This is a genomic window from Nisaea sp., from assembly GCF_034670185.1.
Classification (GTDB): Bacteria; Pseudomonadota; Alphaproteobacteria; order Thalassobaculales; family Thalassobaculaceae; genus Nisaea.
The window spans coordinates 1,380,647-1,398,078 of record NZ_JAXMNY010000001.1 but is presented as its reverse complement, the minus strand read 5'-3'; the positions used below and the strand labels follow the sequence as shown (position 1 = coordinate 1,398,078).

Here is a 17,432-nt window from a genome sequence, read left to right as displayed (position 1 = left end):
ATCCGTGCGCGGGTGCAAATGGGGCAGGCACCGGACGCGGTTCAGGTATCTGTTTGAGTGTCGTGAGAACGTTCCTCCGTAAGTCCTTGAATCGGCGCGAATCGTTTCGATCGTTCCGAATCACCTTGTACAGTATCCACTAGAAGGAGTAGGCTCCTCCTGCGTCGGCACAACATATTGCGTCTTTCAGATGCAGTGCACGCCCGGTTAACCGGGAGGCAGCCGACAGTGGAAGTTACACTTGGAGGGCACAATGGCTGATAGCGCAGTCAGCGCATGGACCGAGGATCGTCTGAGCCAGCTTACCCAGCTTTGGGCGGACGGATTGTCGATCACGCAGATCGGAAATGAGCTCGGGGTTTCGCGGAATGCCGTGGTGGGCAAGGTCCACCGCATGGGTTTGCCGAAGCGGCAGTCGCCGATTGTCCGTTCCAACAAGCCGGTCGAGCCGAAGAAGCGGAAAGTATCGCCGCTTGCGGCGCAGGAATGGGACCGGAACAAATGCTCCTGGCCCATCGGCGACCCGAAGTCTCCGGACTTCAAGTTCTGCGGTGACGGTGTGTCGCCCGGACGGCCTTATTGTTCCACGCATTGCGCGGTGGCTTACACCAACATGCGGGATACCAAAGCGGCCTGACCGTCAGGTTCCAAATACCGATCAATTAAGGGGTGCTGCAGAATGCTGTGGCGCCCCTTAATTTTTGTTGGGCCTCGGCCACGATCCTGGGCACCAGATTGGCGGCGGACGGGATATCCCGGATAATGCCGGAGGCCTCGCCGGCGACGACCGGCGCAATGTCCATATTGGCTATCGCCGCGGCCTCCTCGAATTCCACAATGGCGGTTTCCGGCAGATCTTTGCCTTCCCAGCGCTCGGCGAAACTGTTCCGGAACGTGCGGAGCGCGTAGGGTGCGGGCCAACTGAAGCCGCGGGCCTTGTCAAAAGTGCTGCCTTTCACGGTGACATCGCCGCTTTCGGCGGCGACTGCCTGCTTTGCAGCCAGGGGCGCCAGAGATTCTTCTGTTGCAACAAAGCGGGTGCCGAGCAGCACGCCGCTCGCGCCGAGCATCAGAGCGGCCGCCAGCCCGCGCCCATCGGCGATACCACCAGCGGCAACGACAGGGATCCCGGGCAGGGCATCGACCACTTCCGCGACGAGGGAAAAGGTGCCCCGGTTAGCGCCATGGCCGCCTGCTTCGCCTCCTTGAGCAATGACGATATCGGCGCCTGCACCTGCCGCCCGATTCGCCTGTTCCAGGCTCTGCACTTGGGCGATGAGCGTCGCTCCGGCGGCCTTGATCTTGCCCGCAAAAGGACCCTCGTCTCCGAAGGAAAGCATCACCGCGGCGGGTTCGCGCTCGAGCGCGCGGTCGAGGACATCGGGAAACTGTTCAAGGCGCCAGGTAATGAAGCCGATGCCGATTCTGGCATTGCCCGCGGCGGCAAGTTCTGTGTCGATCCATTCCTGGTCGCAATAACCGCCGCCAATCAGGCCGAGGCCGCCTGCCTGGGACACTGCGGCCGCCAGTTTTCCGCCTGAGACCCGGGCCATCGGGGCGCAGAGTACCGGATGCTCTATGCCGAGCCGCTTGGTCAGTGCCGTGGTTATTGCCAAATCACCCTCCCCATTTATGTTTGTCGAACCTAGTCGTCACACAGGCGCGCCGCAATCCTTCCTCCTGCCTGCCGCGCACGCCCACACCTCGGAGATATCATGCGCCTCAAAGACAGAACCGCGCTCATTACCGGTGCCGCCTCGGGCATAGGCAAAGCAATCGCGCTCCGGTTTGCCGAAGAGGGCGCACGGATCGTGATCGCCGATCAAACGAATGAGCCGCGAGAGGGCGGTGCGAAGACGCTGGATGAGATCGAGGCGATGGGCGGAGAGGCCGTGTTCACGAAGGTGGACGTTGCGGACTGGTCCTCTGTCGATGCGGCCGTCTCTCTTGCGGTCGAGAAATACGGCGCGCTCGATATCATTGTGAACAATGCCGCCATTGGGGTCAGCAAGCCAATCCTTGAGACGACGGAAGATGACTGGGAGCGGGTCATGGGCGTGAACGCTCGTGGCGTCTTCTTCGGCTGTAAGCGGGCCATCCAGCAAATGTTGACCCAGCCCGAGCGGGACGGGGTGCGCGGCCGGATCGTCAATATTTCCTCGCAGCACGGCATGGTTCGATCGCCGAACGATTTCGCGTACGGGACCGGCAAGGCCGCCGTGGTTTACATGACCAGGCAGATCGCGGGCGATTATGCGGCGGATGGGATCGTCTGCAATGCCGTGGCACCGGGCAAGATCCTGACTGGAAAGAGTGGCCCGGCTACCGATCCGGCGATCCTGGCCTACTCCCATGCACGCACGCCCTGGCCACGCCTTGGCCTACCCCGCGATGTCGCCAATGCGGTTCTGTTTCTCGCCAGCGATGAGGCCACCTACATTACAGGCGAAAACCTGATGGTCGATGGCGGCTGGATGGCCAACTGACCCGACTTACCCAAACACACCGAATTGCGGAGCTGAAATGGAACGCGTTGGAAACGCCCCCCGAGCGAAAGTGAAAAATCTGGCGGACTATACACCGCCGACTTTTCTCATCGACACGGTCGACCTCGATTTCGATCTCCGTGACGGAGAGGCGATTGTCACTGCTGTACTGAAAGGGAAGCGCAATCCGGATGGGGGCTCGGCGCCCGACATTCTGGAGCTGGACGGGCAGGATCTCCGACTGGTCTCCCTGAGCCTCAACGGAGTGGCGGTTGGAGAAGACCGTTATGAGATTTCAGGCGATCGCCTGACGTTGAGCGGAGTGCCTGATGTATTCTCGCTTCAGGTGGTGACGGAGATTGTGCCGGAGAAAAATACGGCCCTTGAGGGGCTCTACATGTCTGAAGGCATGTATTGCACGCAATGCGAGGCGGAAGGCTTCCGGCGCATTACCTACTTCCCGGACCGGCCCGACGTGATGGCGGTCTATACAACGCGGCTCGAAGCGGACGCAGCGCGGTTTCCGGTGTTGCTGTCCAACGGAAACCTGATCGAGACCGGCGAAGCAGGCGAGGGGCGCCATTTCGCGATCTGGAACGATCCGTTCCCGAAGCCGTCCTACCTGTTTGCAGCCGTTGCCGGTGATCTCGCCTGCGTCTCCGACAGTTACCAAACAGTCTCTGACCGTGACGTTGCGCTGCGGATCTATGTTGAGCATGGCAACGAGCATCTTTGCGCCCACACAATGGACAGCCTGAAACGCTCCATGCGCTGGGACGAGGAGGTGTTCGGTCTGGAATACGACCTCGACCTCTTCATGATCGTTGCCGTTAGCCACTTCAACATGGGGGCGATGGAGAACAAGGGGCTCAATATCTTCAACAGCAAGTTCGTGCTGGCCGATCCGGAAACTGCGACGGATGCCGATTACGAGCGGCTGGAGGGTATCGTTGCCCACGAATACTTCCACAACTGGACCGGTAACCGCGTGACATGCAGGGACTGGTTTCAGCTCAGCCTGAAGGAAGGCCTGACGGTATTCCGGGACCAGGAATTCACTTCCGACACGCATTCGCGAGGGGTGAAGCGTGTTGCTGACGCCCGTCTGCTGCGTGCGGCGCAGTTCCCCGAAGACTCCGGGCCGACTGCCCATCCGATCCGTCCGGAAAGCTATACCGAGATCAATAATTTCTACACCGTGACGATCTACGAGAAGGGCGCCGAGGTCATCCGCATGATCTACAATCTGCTGGGCGCCAAGGCGTTCCGGCAAGGGATGGATCTCTATTTCAAACGGCATGACGGTCAGGCGGTCCGTTGCGAGGATTTCGTCGTCGCGATGGAAGATGCAAGCGGTGTTGATCTTGGACAGTTCAGGCTCTGGTACAGCCAGTCGGGAACGCCGGAGCTTGAGGTCTCACTGAGCCACGACGCGGCCGCGAAAACCGCGACTCTGAAGGTCAGCCAAACAGTGCCGCCGACGCCGGGGCAGCCAGTCAAGAAACCAATGCTGATCCCGCTCTCGATGGCGCTGCTCGATAGCGCGGGCAAGGAGATGCCGTTGCAGCTACGCGGGGAGAATGTCGAAGAAGTGCTGGTAAGCCGGGTTCTTCCTGTCACCGAACAAGAACAGGAGTTCGTATTCGAGAACGTCGAAACAGTTCCGGTCCCGTCTCTGTTGCGTGGATTCTCCGCTCCGGTGAAATTGCGGAGCAACCTCGGCGGGGACGGGGAACGCTTTCTCTTCCGGCATGACAGTGATCCCTTTGCACGTTGGGACGCCGGACAAAGTTATCTCACCCGGATGCTGCTCGATGCGGCTGTGGACGGGCGGGAAACCGTTCTTGAGGCCGCGTTCCATGACGCTATTGCGGATATTCTGCGAGACCCGTCGATAGAGCCGGCCTTTGCCGCCGAACTTCTGACACTGCCCGGTGAGTCCGTGCTCGCTGAATCCATGCGTTCGGCCGACCCAGACGCCATTCACCGGGTGCGCCGTGCTGCGCGGAAGGAAATCGGCCTGAAGCACGCCGAAGTCTTCAAGGCGCTCTATGAACGTCTGGTCGAGGCCTATGCGCCGGATGACATGTCGACGGAAGCAATGGGCTCGCGTGCGCTTAAGGCGCTCGCGCTGGGCTATCTGGTTGCTGGCGGAGAGGGTGATGCGCTGGCACTAGCTGCCCGTCAGGCATCGAATTCTGTGACCATGACGGACTCCATGGCGGCCTTGCAGGCGCTGAATGGGACGGATTGTCCGGAACGGACGGCGGCTCTCGCCGATTTCCATGACCGCTGGGAAAACACACCGCTGGTGCTCGACAAATGGTTCACCCTGCGGGCGACCAGCTGCTTGCCTGACACTCTGTCCGAGGTTGAGGCACTGCTGGAACATCCAAAGTTCGATCTTGGGACGCCAAACCGGGTCAGAGCGCTCATCGGCGCTTTCGCATCAGGAAATCCGGTGCGCTTCCATGCCCCGGACGGCGCCGGCTACAGTTTCCTCGCCGATCAGATCATCAAGCTTGACGGTCTTAATCCGCAAATTGCCGCTCGGCTCGTGGCTCCCTTGACGCGCTGGAAGAAGTACGACGAAACGCGTCAGCGGATGATGCGGGAATGTCTTGAGAGAATCGTGAGGCAACCCGGCCTGTCGCCGGATGTCACCGAACTGGTTACCAAGGGACTGGGATAAGGGGAAAGCATGTGACGAAACCAATCGTCGTCATCAATCCGAACAGCACTGAAACCGTAACAGAAGCGATGAGCGCGGCGCTCGACCCGTTGCGCTTGCCGGGCGGGCCGGAGATCGAATGCCTGACCAACGCGGACGGTCCGCCGGGCATCGAGAGCCAGGCTGACGTCGATCTTGCCGCCGTGCAGACAAGAGAGATCGTGGCCCGGCGAGCGAACAGTGCGTCGGCTTTCGTAATCGCCTGTTACTCCGACCCCGGCATTCATGCCTGCCGGGAAGCTACGGACAAGCCGGTCTATGGCATCGCCGAGTCCGGGATGCTGTGCGCCTTGAGTACGGTGGAGCGCTTTGGCGTTGTTGCAATTCTCGACAAATCCATCCCAAGGCATCTTCGCTATATCCGAACACTTGGCTTCGAATCCCGGCTCGCCGGGGAGCGTGCCCTGGGGTTGGGCGTGGTGGAGCTTTCAAATGAAAGCGTCACCTATGGGAGGCTTCTGGAGACAGGAAAAAAATTGCGGGATATCGACGGAGCTCAGGCGATCGTGCTGGGTTGCGCCGGCATGGCGCGCTACCGGAGCTCGCTTGAAGAGGAGCTTTGCCTTCCGATCATCGATCCCACTCAAGCGGCGGTTAGCAATGCATTAACCATTTCTCTGCTAAAATCCTCATGAAATCAATACAATTCAATGTAAATTAGAGTGCTATTGTAACTTTTAGTGCTTGAAAAGGTAAGAAAAGAACCGCTCTATAACCATTGGTGTATTTGTTGCGGGGCGGTGGCGGAAGTTTTTCTCGATGGATGAAGCGACACTTAAAGAAGTTATAGTGCTCCATCGAGGATTCCTCGACGGCGTGCCTGGATGCAAGCGTGCGGATTTAAGAAATGCAAGCCTGAAGGGTTTGCAAGCGCCTAACGCAAAGTTACACAATGCGCTTCTCTCCGGCGCTGACTTGACCGGCGCGGCTTTTGTGCGGGGCGATTTTTCCGGATCGGATATGTTCGGCGCTGTCATGCGCCGGGCAAACCTCGCGGGCTGCAATTTTTTCCGGGCGGACCTGCGCGGTACCAAGTTTACCGGTGCGCGTCTAGGCGGCGCTGATTTCCGCGAAGCCGACATGCGGCCGGGTGAAATTCGCAATGCGGGAATGCAGCGGACCCAGAGCGTGGACATGTCGGATGCCGTGCTCGATAAATCAAACTTCTCACGCGCCAACATGACCGAAAGCAATCTTGAAGGAGCATCCCTCCGCAACAGTAATCTTTCGGAAGCTGAGCTCGTTGCTGTAAATTTATCCGGCGCTGATCTTGAAGGGGCGAACCTGGAACTGGCGCGGCTGAAAAACGCGGTGATGGCAGGAACAAACCTTAAGGGGGCAAGCCTGCGTGGAGCGGATCTCGAAGGAGCGGTGCTGCGCAACGTAGACGTATCCGTCTGCGACATGAAGGGCGCACGTCTTGATAACTGCCGGGTGTTCCTCGGCATCCGGGACCTCAAGGAGGATCTCAAGGTCAAGGTCCAGCGTCATATGAAATGGCTGGCAACCGATGGCAAGGAGGGTGAGCAGGCTGATTTCTCAGGCGCAGACTTGTCAGGGATTGATTTTCAGTATGCCGATCTGAGTGTTGCCAAATTCACAGGGGCTAACCTGGAGAAATGCAATCTCGGGAAATCGTTTCTGACGATGGCCGATTTCACCGGAGCAAATCTCACGGGAGCCAGTTTCTGGGGCGCTGATATGCGGGGCGTCATCCTGATGAATGCAGACCTGGCCTCTGTCAATATGGCCGACGCGGACCTGAGCTTTGTGAACATCCTGAGCACCCGCGGCGACCGTCGCGTGGTCCGTTTTCCGTCTACCCTGACTGGTGCCAATCTAGACAAGGCAATTTGTACGAACGCAAATTTCAGCGGTGCGCGGCTCGACGGGGTGTCGTTCGAGACTGCGGCAACGGATGGCGCGATATTCGTTACACCCGAAGCCGACGAACCCGAATCGCCTGAAGAGGCGTCTTCAGACGCCTGATCGACTCTACCCGAATGCTTTGAAGGTGATAATCGTGAAGGTGTCCTTCACGCCTTTTATGCTGTGGATTTTTTCGGTCACGAACCGGCCGATATCCGTATCGTCAGGCAGATAGCATTTCATCATGAGGTCGTATTGCCCGGAGGTGGAGTGCACCTCCGAGACTTCTTCGAAATCCATGATTGCGGCGTCAGCAACATTATAGGCTTCGCTGAGCTCGCATTTAACCTGAACAAAAATGGTCTGCATCGGGGAACCCGGTATCTGGAAGCGATGAGCTCCCGATGGTTTCCGAAAAGGGCGCCGAAATCAAGCGGCGCCGCCGGAGTGGTTGGCTTTCTTACTTACGCAGCAGGAACGCCGGAACATGATCACCAAGGCCGACAACCTTCTCGTTGTTGCCGGAGTCGTCATCCCGGTCACGGCGCGTCTTGCGACCGCGAGCTTCCTGCGCCGGGAATTCAGTGACGTTGCCCGGACCTGGCGTCCGCTCGCCCGGATAGGCGCGCTCCCGGTCCCGCCCGCCACGCGAACGGGGCTTTTTCCGGCCGTTACTATTATTGCGGCCACCGCGTTTCTCTTCACTGCTCTCGGCGCTGTCAGGGCTTGCCGCTTCGACAGTTTCTGTCGTCTCGGTGACCGAGCTTTCGGCAACAGTCTTCTCGGCAACGGCCTTCTCGGCGACAGGTGCTTTGTCGGCGTCAGGCGCTTTGGCTGCCGGCTGCCCTTCGTTCTTGAAAAGCGGGATCTCCTTGCCGATCAATTTAACGATGGCCTGGAGGTATTTGCCGTCTTCGGGAGATGTCAGCGTGAAGGCGCGACCTTCCTTGCCCGCACGTCCGGTTCGCCCGATCCGATGCACATAGTCTTCCGCATGAGTTGGCACATCGAAATTAAAAACGTGGCTGAGGCCAGCAATGTCCAGTCCGCGTGCGGCCACGTCGCTGGCGCAAAGCAGGTCCGCATCGCCGTCCTTGAAGCGCTGCAGCGTCTTCATACGATCCGGCTGGGACATGTCGCCATGCAGTTCAACGGCGTTGTAACCGGATTTTTTCAGGAACCGGTGAACGACGCCGACGTCGCGCTTCCGGTTGCAGAAAATAATTGCGTTGGTTGGTTTTTCGCTCTCGATCAGATTGCGGAGCGTGTCGCGCTTGTCTTTCGCACTCACATTCACGCGCCACTGGCTGACCGTCTCGGCTGCAGAAGTGCCGGCTGTAACAGTAATCTCGCGCGGATTGATCAGGAACGCATCCGCCAGCTTGCGGATTACCTTGGAAAGCGTCGCGGAGAAGAAAAGCGTTTGCCGGATACGCGGCAAAAGCCCGACGATCCGCTCGACATCGGGGATAAAGCCCATGTCGAGCATCCGGTCGGCTTCGTCGATCACCAGAACCTTGACGTCGGTCATCAAGATCCGGCCGCGCTCGAAATGGTCGAGCAGGCGGCCCGGGGTCGCGATCAGAACGTCGACGCCGCGATCAAGCTTCTTTTCCTGTTCGGCAAAGGCAACGCCGCCGATCAGAAGAGCCATGTTGAGCTGGTTGTATTTGCCGTACTTGACGAAATTATCCGCGACCTGAGCCGCAAGCTCGCGCGTGGGGCAGAGGATCAGGGAGCGCGGCATCCGCGCTTTGGCTCGTCCGGCCGCCAGGATGTCAATCATCGGCAGGGTAAAGGACGCGGTCTTTCCGGTCCCAGTTTGTGCGCAGCCGAGAATGTCTCTTCCCATTAGAACATGGGGAATTGCCTGCTCCTGAATAGGAGTGGGTGTTGTGTAACCAGCATCGGTTACCGCAGAAACAACTGCGTCGCTAAGTCCAAGGTCTGAAAACGTCAAGGTACCGCCTATTTTATCGCGTTGGCTGAGATTTTACAGATTGTCTGTAAGGTGCTCGGCGCGAAGATGAAGCGGATATTATGTGTAGCGTGGCCGCTGTCAACAAAGAGATCGTCTAATTCGCGCGCACCAGCCATGTTTTGGTGGTGTGTGTAGTATCAGTACCATACTTTCGTAATAAATATGAAACTAAACTCGCGGCTGGTATTTTTGAAGTCGATTCCCTTCGCCGGGATCAGACGTCGATATCCGTGACGAATTTCGCGTTTTCCTGAATGAACTGGAAACGAAGCTCCGGCTTCCGTCCCATCAGAGTTTCAACGGTCTGTTCCACAGCCCGGCGCGCCTCCGCAGCCGCACTTTCAGGATCCAGGCCCTTGAGCGACGGCGGTACGGAGACCCGCAGCAGGATACGCTTTTCAGGGTCCATGGTTGTTTCCTTGAGCTGCTTCGGTGGCATTTCGCCAAGGCCTTTGAAGCGCGAGACCTCGATTTTGGCCCGCCCGGTCATTTCCGTCCGGATCAGCTCCTCCCGATGGGCATCGTCCCTCGCATAGACTGATTTGGTCCCCTGGGTCAGCCGGTAGAGCGGGGGCAGGGCGAGATAGAGATGGCCCTGCTCGACCAGCTTGGGCATTTCACGGAAGAAATAGGTCATCAGCAGCGAGGCAATGTGAGCGCCGTCAACGTCGGCATCCGTCATGATGATGACTTTGCCGTAGCGCAACTGGTCTTCGTCATAACGGTCGCCCGTGCCACAGCCGAGGGCAAGGGAGATGTCGGAAAGTTCCTGATTGCCGCGCAGTTTCTCGATCGAGGCACTGGCCACGTTCAGGATCTTGCCGCGGAGTGGCAGAATGGCCTGGGTCGCACGGTTACGGGCCTGTTTGGCGGAGCCGCCGGCGCTGTCTCCCTCGACCAGGAAAATTTCGGTGCTTTCCTGTTCGGACTTGCTGCAATCGGCGAGCTTGCCGGGAAGGCGGAGTTTCCGGGTGGCTGTTTTGCGGGAGACTTCCTTTTGCTGGCGCCGGCGCAGACGGTCATCGGCCCGTTCGGTAATCCGCTCGAGAAGCTGGTTGGATGTTTCCGGACTCGCGGAAAGCCAGTGGTCGAAATGATCCTTGACCGTTTGCTCTACGAGCTTCGTGGCATGGGCACTGACCAGTCGCTCCTTCGTCTGGCCCTGGAACTGGGGGTCCCTGATAAAGACCGAGAGCATGATGCAGGCGCCGCCCATGACGTCCTCTGCGGTGATCTGTGCGGCTTTTTTCGCGCCACCGACCATCTCCGCATAGGCGCGAATGCCTCGCAGCAAGGCGGTCCGCAGGCCGGCCTCGTGGGTTCCGCCGCTGGGTGTCGGAATAGTGTTGCAATAGGCATTCATGAAGCCGTCGTCACGGTCGTCCGGCCAGGTAACGGCCCATTCGACGCGCTCGCGCGTTGCGCCTTCTTCCTTGTCGCCGGCAAAGGCCTCTCCGATCAGCACGCGGTCGCCGAGCGTGCTGTTCAAGAAGTCCGCGAGACCGCCCGGATAGTGCAGGGTCGCCGCAGCCGGGGTCCCATCTCCTTCGCCGATCAATGCTGTATCGCAGGACCAGCGGATCTCCACGCCTTTGAAAAGGTAGGCCTTCGATCGCGCCAGCCTGTAAAGCATGGCCGGACGGAAGCGGGCCTTGCCGAAGATTTCCTCGTCCGGATGGAAGCGTACCGTTGTGCCGCGCCGGTTCTGCACCGGTCCTCTCGACTCAAGCGGCCCCTGGGTGATGCCGCGGCTGAAGCGCTGAGCATAAAGCTGCTTGTCCCGCGCGACTTCGACTTCCATTACGTCGGACAGCGCATTCACCACCGAAATACCAACGCCGTGCAGGCCGCCGGATGTGCTGTAGACCTTGTCCGAGAACTTACCGCCGGCATGCAGAGTCGACAGGATGACTTCCAGTGCGGACTTGTCCTTGAACTTGGGATGCGGATCGACTGGGATGCCGCGACCGTTATCCCGGATGGTAACCGTCATGTCCGCGCTGAGGTCGATCTCGATCCGGCTCGCGAAGCCCGCAACGGCTTCGTCCATGGAATTGTCCAGAACCTCGGCCACGAGATGGTGCATTGCACGCTCGTCGGTGCCGCCAATATACATTCCCGGACGCCGACGGACTGGCTCCAGGCCCTCAAGGACCTCGATATCCTTCGCGGAATAGTCATCATCGCTGCGGGCGGCGTTGCTTTGGAACAGGTCCGACATGGATAGGGTGCGTCCTCAGAAGCCAGAAAATAGGTTTATCCTGTAGTCTGTCGGGCGAATACTACAAGATATAGGCGACACTCGCCAAGCAATCAGGAGTGGTTATGACAGAAGTTGCACGTCAGCCGGTCGGGACCCTGCAGGTCCGGACGATCGCGATGCCGTCGGATACGAACCCCAGCGGCGATATCTTCGGCGGCTGGGTGCTCAGCCAGATGGATATTGCCGGAGGTACGGCAGCAGCGCAGCGGGCAAAAAGTCGTGTGGCAACGGTCGGCGTTGAAGCCATGTCCTTTCACAAACCGGTCCGTGTCGGTGATGTCCTTTCTTGTTATGCCAGCCTGGAAAAGCAGGGCACGACATCGCTGACCTTTCGGATCGAGGCCTGGGTCATCCGTGCCGGAACCTATCAGGGTGATGAAGTTCTCGTGACCGAGGGCCATTTCACCTTCGTTGCGCTTGACGAGAGCGGCAGGAAGCGGAAGTTGTAAAACCTCTGAGGTGGGTTGCAAACGGATTACTGGAGGCGTACTGTGTGCGCATATTTGGCGTGGTGAACGATCTTCGGACACGACTGCGTGTCGGCCTGTACATGGCTGTCGCAGGGCTTCTGTTGCTCCAGGCTGGCGGCGCATCGGCCGGGCAGGCGGATATCGAGAAAGTAGATGTCGAACGGGCTGCTGACGGCTCTTACAGCTTTCATGTAACCGTGCGTCACGCCGATACGGGTTGGGACCACTATGCGAATGCCTGGTCGGTACTGGCGCCGGATGGAACGCTGCTTGGCGAACGCGTGCTGTATCACCCGCATGTCGATGAGCAGCCGTTCACCCGGTCGCTGTCCGGCGTTTCCATACCGGACGGCATCAGCAAGGTAATTGTGAGGGCGCGCGACAGCCAGCATGGCGAGGGAGGGCGCAGTCTCGAAGTTGAATTGCCGTGAGTCTGCCTGCGAAAGACCTGTACGGGGCACGAGCCGCGGCAACGAGACGGAGAAGAAATGTTTACCATTGCGGTAGCGAATACCAAGGGCGGCGCCGGAAAGACGACATTGGCGACGACACTGGCAGCGCATTACGCGGGACGCGGCTTGCAGACAGCGTTGGGAGATCTGGATTTGCAGCAGAGCTCATTGGGCTGGCTGCGTCGGCGTCCGTCGGAAGTGCCGAAGATCAGTGGTGTGGATCTCGAAGAGGACGGTGCCAAGCCACGAAAAAAGACAGATATTCTGGTTGTGGACTGTGTTGCCGCGATGAGCCGCGACGTGGTGAAGGATGTGGTGAAGCGCGCGGATGTCATCGTGATTCCGGTCTTGCCCTCGGCGTTTGACGAGGATGGGACACGGCGCTTTATGGATCAACTCGCGGATCTGAAGCCAATTCGCAAGAACAAGCGGGCGGTTGCGTTTGTCGGTAACCGGGTGCGGCTGCGCACAAAAGCGGCCGAGCGCCTGGAGCATTTTCTCGAAGATCTTGGTTTTCCGAACGTCGCCACGCTGCGGGATACGCAGCTTTATGCCCAGGCCGCACAGGAAGGTCTTGCCATTATGGAGTTAGCGAGCCGGCGCACCTATGACCATGTGATGGACCTTCAGCCACTCATCGATTTCATCGAGGAATCACGTTTGTCTGCATAGTTTCAGATCGACGCCGCGTCTGTACATTTTTGTGCCGGCTGACCTGTAACAATGTTGGTTGCGGCAGGGTTCTGCGCCAGCCGATGATCCGCCGGTGAAAATTCTGATTGGACTCAGAAAATGCCGGCGGGAAACGCGTTTAAGACAGCTATTCTTGTGATTGTGTCCTGTGCCTTCTTCGCAGGGGCTAACGCCTGCGCCAAGGGTGTGCAGACCCTGGAAGTCGGCCCGGATCTTCATCCGCTGCAAATCGCCTTCGCGCGCTTTGCATTCGGGTTTCTCACCCTTCTGCCTTTCATACTACGCCGAGGCATTGGCGTGTTCCGGACGCAAATTCCGGTCAAGCATGGATTGCGCATCGTCTTTGGAGCGGCCGGCGTTACGGCCTCCTTCGCAGCTGTCGGCATGATGCCATTGGCAGATGCGATCGCGATTGCCTGGACCAGCCCGATTTTCGCCATGATCTTCGCCATCCTCTTCTTGCGTGAGCGGGTGGTGCCGCTCCGATGGGCTGGAGCGGCGCTCGGGCTTGCGGGCGTGGCGATCATGAATCAGCCTGGGGCTGGTGTGCTTCAGACGGGAGCCCTGGTAGCACTCTTGTCCGCTGTACTGGTTGGTGCGGAGGTGGTGACAATCCGTCTGCTCGCGCAGTCCGACAATCCCCTGACCATCCTGGCCATCAATAATCTGTCGGGTGCAGTGATATCGGGCGTTGCCGCCATTCCCGTCTTCCAGATGCCAGACCTGGCCCAACTCCCCTTTCTTATCGGAGTGGGCTCGGTGATGGTCTGCGGGCAATTACTTTTTATCCGGGCGGCAGCGATTGGCGAGGCCAGCTTTATCGCGCCATTCTATTACAGCACGCTGGTTTATGCGGCGCTCTTCGGATTGCTGTTTTTCGGTGAAACCCCTGGGCTGCACCTGCTTGCAGGTGGTGGCTTGATAGCGGTCAGCGGTCTTGTTATCGCATTTGCCAGGCCGCGCGCTGTGGCCTGAGCCTGGGCTCCACTTTACAAGACGCACACAAAAAAACGGGCCGCACGAGGCGGCCCGAGTTTTGGGAGGAAGCCTTCCGCCGGATAAAAGCACACCGGCGAAAGGGCTTGGAGATGTCCAAGGCCAAGCGACCGGGAACCCCGGCCGCCCGTTGCCTTAGACGGAGTAGTACATCTCGAATTCGACCGGATGCGGGGTCTGTTCGAAGCGGATGACCTCATCCATTTTCAATTCGATGTAGGCATCGATCTGATCGTTGGTGAAGACATCGCCCTGGGTCAGGAACGAACGGTCCGCATCGAGGCATTCCAGAGCTTCGCGCAGGCTGCCGGCAACGGTCGGGATGTCGGCCAGTTCTTCCGGCGGCAGGTCGTACAGATCCTTGTCCATCGGGTCGCCCGGATGGATCTTGTTCTGGATACCGTCAAGGCCGGCCATCAGCATGGCGGAGAAGGCCAGGTACGGGTTGCCGGCGGGATCCGGGAACCGGACCTCGACGCGCTTGCCCTTCGGGCTGTTCACGAACGGAATACGGCAGGAAGCGGAGCGGTTACGCGCGGAATATGCGAGCAGAACCGGTGCTTCAAAGCCCGGCACGAGACGCTTGTAGCTGTTGGTCGTCGGGTTCGTGAAGGCGTTGAGGGCCTTCGCGTGCTTGATGATGCCGCCGATATAGTAGAGGCACATTTCGGAGAGATCGGCATAACCATTGCCGGCGAAGAGCGGCTTGCCGTCTTTCCAGATCGACTGGTGAACGTGCATGCCCGAGCCGTTGTCTTCAGCGATCGGCTTCGGCATGAAGGTCGCGGTCTTGCCATAGGCATGGGCGACGTTATGCACCACGTATTTGTACATCTGCAGGGCATCGGCGGTCTCGATCAATGTGCCGAATTTCATGCCGAGTTCGTGCTGGGCCGGAGCAACTTCATGGTGGTGCTTTTCGATATCCACACCCATTTCGCCCATGACCGCGAGCATTTCGCTGCGCAGATCCTGTTCGCTGTCCACCGGCGGAACCGGGAAGTAGCCGCCCTTGACGCCCGGACGGTGACCCATGTTGCCTTCTTCATAGGAGCGGGCGGAGTTGTACGGGCCTTCCGGGTGATCGACTTCGTAGTAGCCGATATTGGAGCCGGTTTTGATCTTCACGTCCTCGAACACAAAGAACTCGGCTTCCGGACCGAAGAACGCGGTGTCGCCTATACCGAGGCTGTTCAGGTGGTTCAGTGCGGCTTTTGCCGTGGAACGCGGATCGCGCTCGTAGGGCTGGCCGGTGATCGGATCCACAACATCGCAGAGGATCATCAGGGTCGGCTGTGCGAAGAACGGATCGACGCGCGCCGTGGACAGATCCAGCTTGAGGCTCATGTCGGATTCGTTGATTGCTTTCCAGCCGGCGATGGAGGAGCCATCGAACATGAAGCCTTCAACGAGGCTTTCTGCATCGATTGTCTCGATAGCCTGCGTCACGTGCTGCATCTTGCCGCGCGGATCCGTGAAACGGAGATCAACGAACTTGCAGTCGTGTTCCTTGATCATGCTCAAAACGGCGTTCACATCAGACATAGTCTTCCTTCCTGACTTGATGGGTCGTTGCCTCTCCGGGCGTTCGGAGCAACCGTTGGCGGTTTGTCCGAAAGCCTTTCTGGCCGGGCGTCCCGGGTTTGACGGGGTTCCAGATTCCTGTCCAGCCCCGACGAATTCATTAGTCCAGCCGGTTCAGGCTGGACGGTGTACGTCCTCCCATCGGGAGGAGCGGGTTTATCGGTTCCTAGAGGGCATCGCCACCGGATTCACCGGTTCGGATACGGATTACGTCATCGACAGTAGAAACGAAGATCTTCCCGTCACCGATACGGCCGGTGCGTGCGGCGGACTGTATGGCGTCCACTGCGCGCTCGACCAGCGAGTCCTCCATAACGACCTCGATTTTCACCTTGGGGAGAAAATCGACGACGTACTCGGCCCCGCGATAGAGTTCGGTGTGCCCTTTCTGGCGCCCGAAACCCTTGGCTTCGGTCACGGTGATCCCCTGGATCCCGACCTCGTGTAGCGCTTCCTTTACCTCGTCCAGCTTGAAGGGCTTGATGATGGCTTCGATTTTTTTCATTGCGCCTTGCTCTTCTTGTTGATGTCCCGGTCCTCGGGTCACGCCCCCCTAAGAGCATGCTGCATGCCAGTTAGGGAAAAAATCGTAACCCGTTGAAATCACTAATAAGGCGGGATCTTGTTAGGGTCTGCTCAGGTACATTTATGCTCCAATTTCACGCACCTGACTAAAAAATAGGCAGCAAAAATGAGGCAGATCCTCAACGGTGCGGCCTATGCGAGGCATTTTCTGATGCGGGCGATGGCCTCGACGATGTTTTCAGTCGAATTGGCGTAGGAGAAGCGGAGATAGCCTTCGCCGAAGCCGCCAAAGCTGGTGCCGGCGATCACTGCCACGCCGGCTTCCTCCAGAAGTTTTTCCTGCAGCGCCTGCGCTTTCATGCCTGTGCCCTCGATATTCGGGAAAGCATAGAATGCGCCACCGGGCTCGATGCAGCGGAATCCGGGAACGTCGTTCAGTTCGTTGACGATCACCTTGCGGCGCGCGTCGAAGGCCACGAGCATTTCCGAAACGGCGTCCTGGGGGCCGGTCAGAGCTTCAAGGCCGGCGAACTGAGCCGCCGCGTTGACGCAGGAATGAATGTTCACACAAAGCTTTTCAGCGTGCGGGAAGATGTCTTTCGGCCAGACGCTGTAACCGAGGCGCCATCCGGTCATGGCATAGGTCTTGGACCAACCGTCGAGCAGGATCAGGCGATCCGCGATTTCGGGATATTGCAGCAGGCTGACATGCTCACGGCCGTCATAAAGCATCTCGCTGTAGATCTCGTCGCTCATGACGGCGACATCAGGCCAGGCCTGCAGACCGGCCACCAGTTTGTCGAACTCGGCCCGGGGCACGACGCCGCCGGTCGGGTTGGCCGGGCTGTTGACGATGATCAGTCGGGTCCGCTCGGTAATGCCGGCCAGAACTTCCTCAGCCGAAAAGGCAAAACCGTTTTCCTCGCGCAACTGGATTGAGACAGCCTTCGCGCCGGAAAACTCGATTGCGGATTGGTAGATCGGAAAGCCGGGGTCCGGGAACATGATTTCCGCGCCGGGCTCGCCGAAGATCATCATGGCGAGGAACATCGTCACCTTGCCGCCCGGAACGACCAGAACCCGACCCGGATCGACGGCAACGCCATGGCGCTTTTCCAGGTTGGCGGCGACCGCTTCACGAAGAGCTGGAATGCCGTTGGCCGGGGTATAGCCGTGATGTCCGTCATGCAGGGCCTTGACCGCTGCTTCGACGATGTTGTCCGGGGTGCGGAAGTCGGGCTGGCCAATGCCGAGATTTATGATGCTGCGGCCTTCGGCGGCCAGCTTGTTCGCTCGCGCCAGAACGGAGAATGCGGTTTCCGTCCCTAGATGGTTCAGTCGTTCCGCGAGCTTGGTCATGACCCTGTTCCTTCCGATTTTAT

At 59.0% G+C, this 17,432-nt stretch carries 16 protein-coding genes; 9 read left to right on the top strand and 7 right to left on the bottom strand.

Features of this window, described 5'->3' with window-relative positions:
• Positions 1 to 253: 253 nt before the first annotated feature.
• Entirely contained in the window at positions 254 to 637 is a 384-nt protein-coding gene (locus VOI22_RS06625) for a GcrA family cell cycle regulator (RefSeq protein ID WP_028464814.1), read from the top strand.
• Between the two features lie 25 nt (positions 638 to 662).
• Here the strand turns inward: VOI22_RS06625 and VOI22_RS06620 are convergent, their stop codons facing one another.
• On the bottom strand, positions 663 to 1,616 hold the full coding sequence (locus VOI22_RS06620) for a nitronate monooxygenase (RefSeq protein WP_323795745.1): 954 nt from the start codon (positions 1,614 to 1,616) through the stop codon (positions 663 to 665).
• 99 nt (positions 1,617 to 1,715) lie between these two features.
• Here VOI22_RS06620 and VOI22_RS06615 point away from each other — a divergent pair, with 99 nt between their 5' ends.
• The 4 genes from VOI22_RS06615 to VOI22_RS06600 all read left to right on the top strand — a co-directional run bounded on the left by VOI22_RS06615 (position 1,716) and on the right by VOI22_RS06600 (position 7,206).
• Complete coding sequence (locus VOI22_RS06615; protein ID WP_323795744.1) at positions 1,716 to 2,486, top strand: glucose 1-dehydrogenase; 771 nt, start codon at positions 1,716 to 1,718, stop codon at positions 2,484 to 2,486.
• Between the two features lie 37 nt (positions 2,487 to 2,523).
• Positions 2,524 to 5,178 (top strand): aminopeptidase N, encoded by a 2,655-nt coding sequence (gene pepN, locus VOI22_RS06610; RefSeq protein ID WP_323795743.1) that lies wholly within the window; start codon positions 2,524 to 2,526, stop codon positions 5,176 to 5,178.
• A gap of 11 nt (positions 5,179 to 5,189) precedes the next feature.
• The gene (locus VOI22_RS06605) at positions 5,190 to 5,852 is read left to right on the top strand and encodes an aspartate/glutamate racemase family protein (protein ID WP_323795742.1); all 663 of its coding nucleotides are present in this window, start codon (positions 5,190 to 5,192) and stop codon (positions 5,850 to 5,852) included.
• A 124-nt stretch (positions 5,853 to 5,976) separates the two neighbouring features.
• On the top strand, positions 5,977 to 7,206 hold the full coding sequence (locus VOI22_RS06600; protein ID WP_323795741.1) for a pentapeptide repeat-containing protein: 1,230 nt from the start codon (positions 5,977 to 5,979) through the stop codon (positions 7,204 to 7,206).
• A gap of 6 nt (positions 7,207 to 7,212) precedes the next feature.
• Here the strand turns inward: VOI22_RS06600 and VOI22_RS06595 are convergent, their stop codons facing one another.
• From VOI22_RS06595 to parE, 3 genes are all read right to left on the bottom strand, one after another.
• Positions 7,213 to 7,455 (bottom strand): Lrp/AsnC ligand binding domain-containing protein, encoded by a 243-nt coding sequence (locus VOI22_RS06595; protein WP_028464819.1) that lies wholly within the window; start codon positions 7,453 to 7,455, stop codon positions 7,213 to 7,215.
• Positions 7,456 to 7,546: 91 nt separating this feature from the next.
• Positions 7,547 to 9,046 (bottom strand): DEAD/DEAH box helicase, encoded by a 1,500-nt coding sequence (locus VOI22_RS06590; protein ID WP_323795740.1) that lies wholly within the window; start codon positions 9,044 to 9,046, stop codon positions 7,547 to 7,549.
• Between the two features lie 235 nt (positions 9,047 to 9,281).
• Entirely contained in the window at positions 9,282 to 11,288 is a 2,007-nt protein-coding gene (parE, locus tag VOI22_RS06585; protein WP_323795739.1) for a DNA topoisomerase IV subunit B, read from the bottom strand.
• A 104-nt stretch (positions 11,289 to 11,392) separates the two neighbouring features.
• Here parE and VOI22_RS06580 point away from each other — a divergent pair, with 104 nt between their 5' ends.
• From VOI22_RS06580 to VOI22_RS06565, 4 genes are all read left to right on the top strand, one after another.
• Entirely contained in the window at positions 11,393 to 11,779 is a 387-nt protein-coding gene (locus tag VOI22_RS06580; protein WP_028464822.1) for an acyl-CoA thioesterase, read from the top strand.
• Positions 11,780 to 11,823: 44 nt separating this feature from the next.
• A complete protein-coding gene (locus VOI22_RS06575; RefSeq protein ID WP_323795738.1) occupies positions 11,824 to 12,231 on the top strand; it encodes a hypothetical protein in 408 nt (135 codons plus the stop codon).
• A 57-nt stretch (positions 12,232 to 12,288) separates the two neighbouring features.
• Positions 12,289 to 12,924, top strand: a complete 636-nt coding sequence (locus VOI22_RS06570; RefSeq protein ID WP_323795737.1) for a ParA family protein — start codon at positions 12,289 to 12,291, stop codon at positions 12,922 to 12,924.
• 120 nt (positions 12,925 to 13,044) lie between these two features.
• Complete coding sequence (locus VOI22_RS06565; RefSeq protein WP_323795736.1) at positions 13,045 to 13,920, top strand: DMT family transporter; 876 nt, start codon at positions 13,045 to 13,047, stop codon at positions 13,918 to 13,920.
• Between the two features lie 156 nt (positions 13,921 to 14,076).
• Here VOI22_RS06565 and glnA read toward each other — a convergent pair whose 3' ends face one another.
• From glnA to VOI22_RS06550, 3 genes are all read right to left on the bottom strand, one after another.
• Complete coding sequence (gene glnA, locus VOI22_RS06560; protein WP_323795735.1) at positions 14,077 to 15,486, bottom strand: type I glutamate--ammonia ligase; 1,410 nt, start codon at positions 15,484 to 15,486, stop codon at positions 14,077 to 14,079.
• 205 nt (positions 15,487 to 15,691) lie between these two features.
• Positions 15,692 to 16,030 (bottom strand): P-II family nitrogen regulator, encoded by a 339-nt coding sequence (locus tag VOI22_RS06555; protein ID WP_028464826.1) that lies wholly within the window; start codon positions 16,028 to 16,030, stop codon positions 15,692 to 15,694.
• A 212-nt stretch (positions 16,031 to 16,242) separates the two neighbouring features.
• Positions 16,243 to 17,409, bottom strand: coding sequence for a pyridoxal phosphate-dependent aminotransferase (locus VOI22_RS06550; RefSeq protein ID WP_323795734.1), 1,167 nt, complete (start codon positions 17,407 to 17,409; stop codon positions 16,243 to 16,245).
• Positions 17,410 to 17,432: the final 23 nt, after the last annotated feature.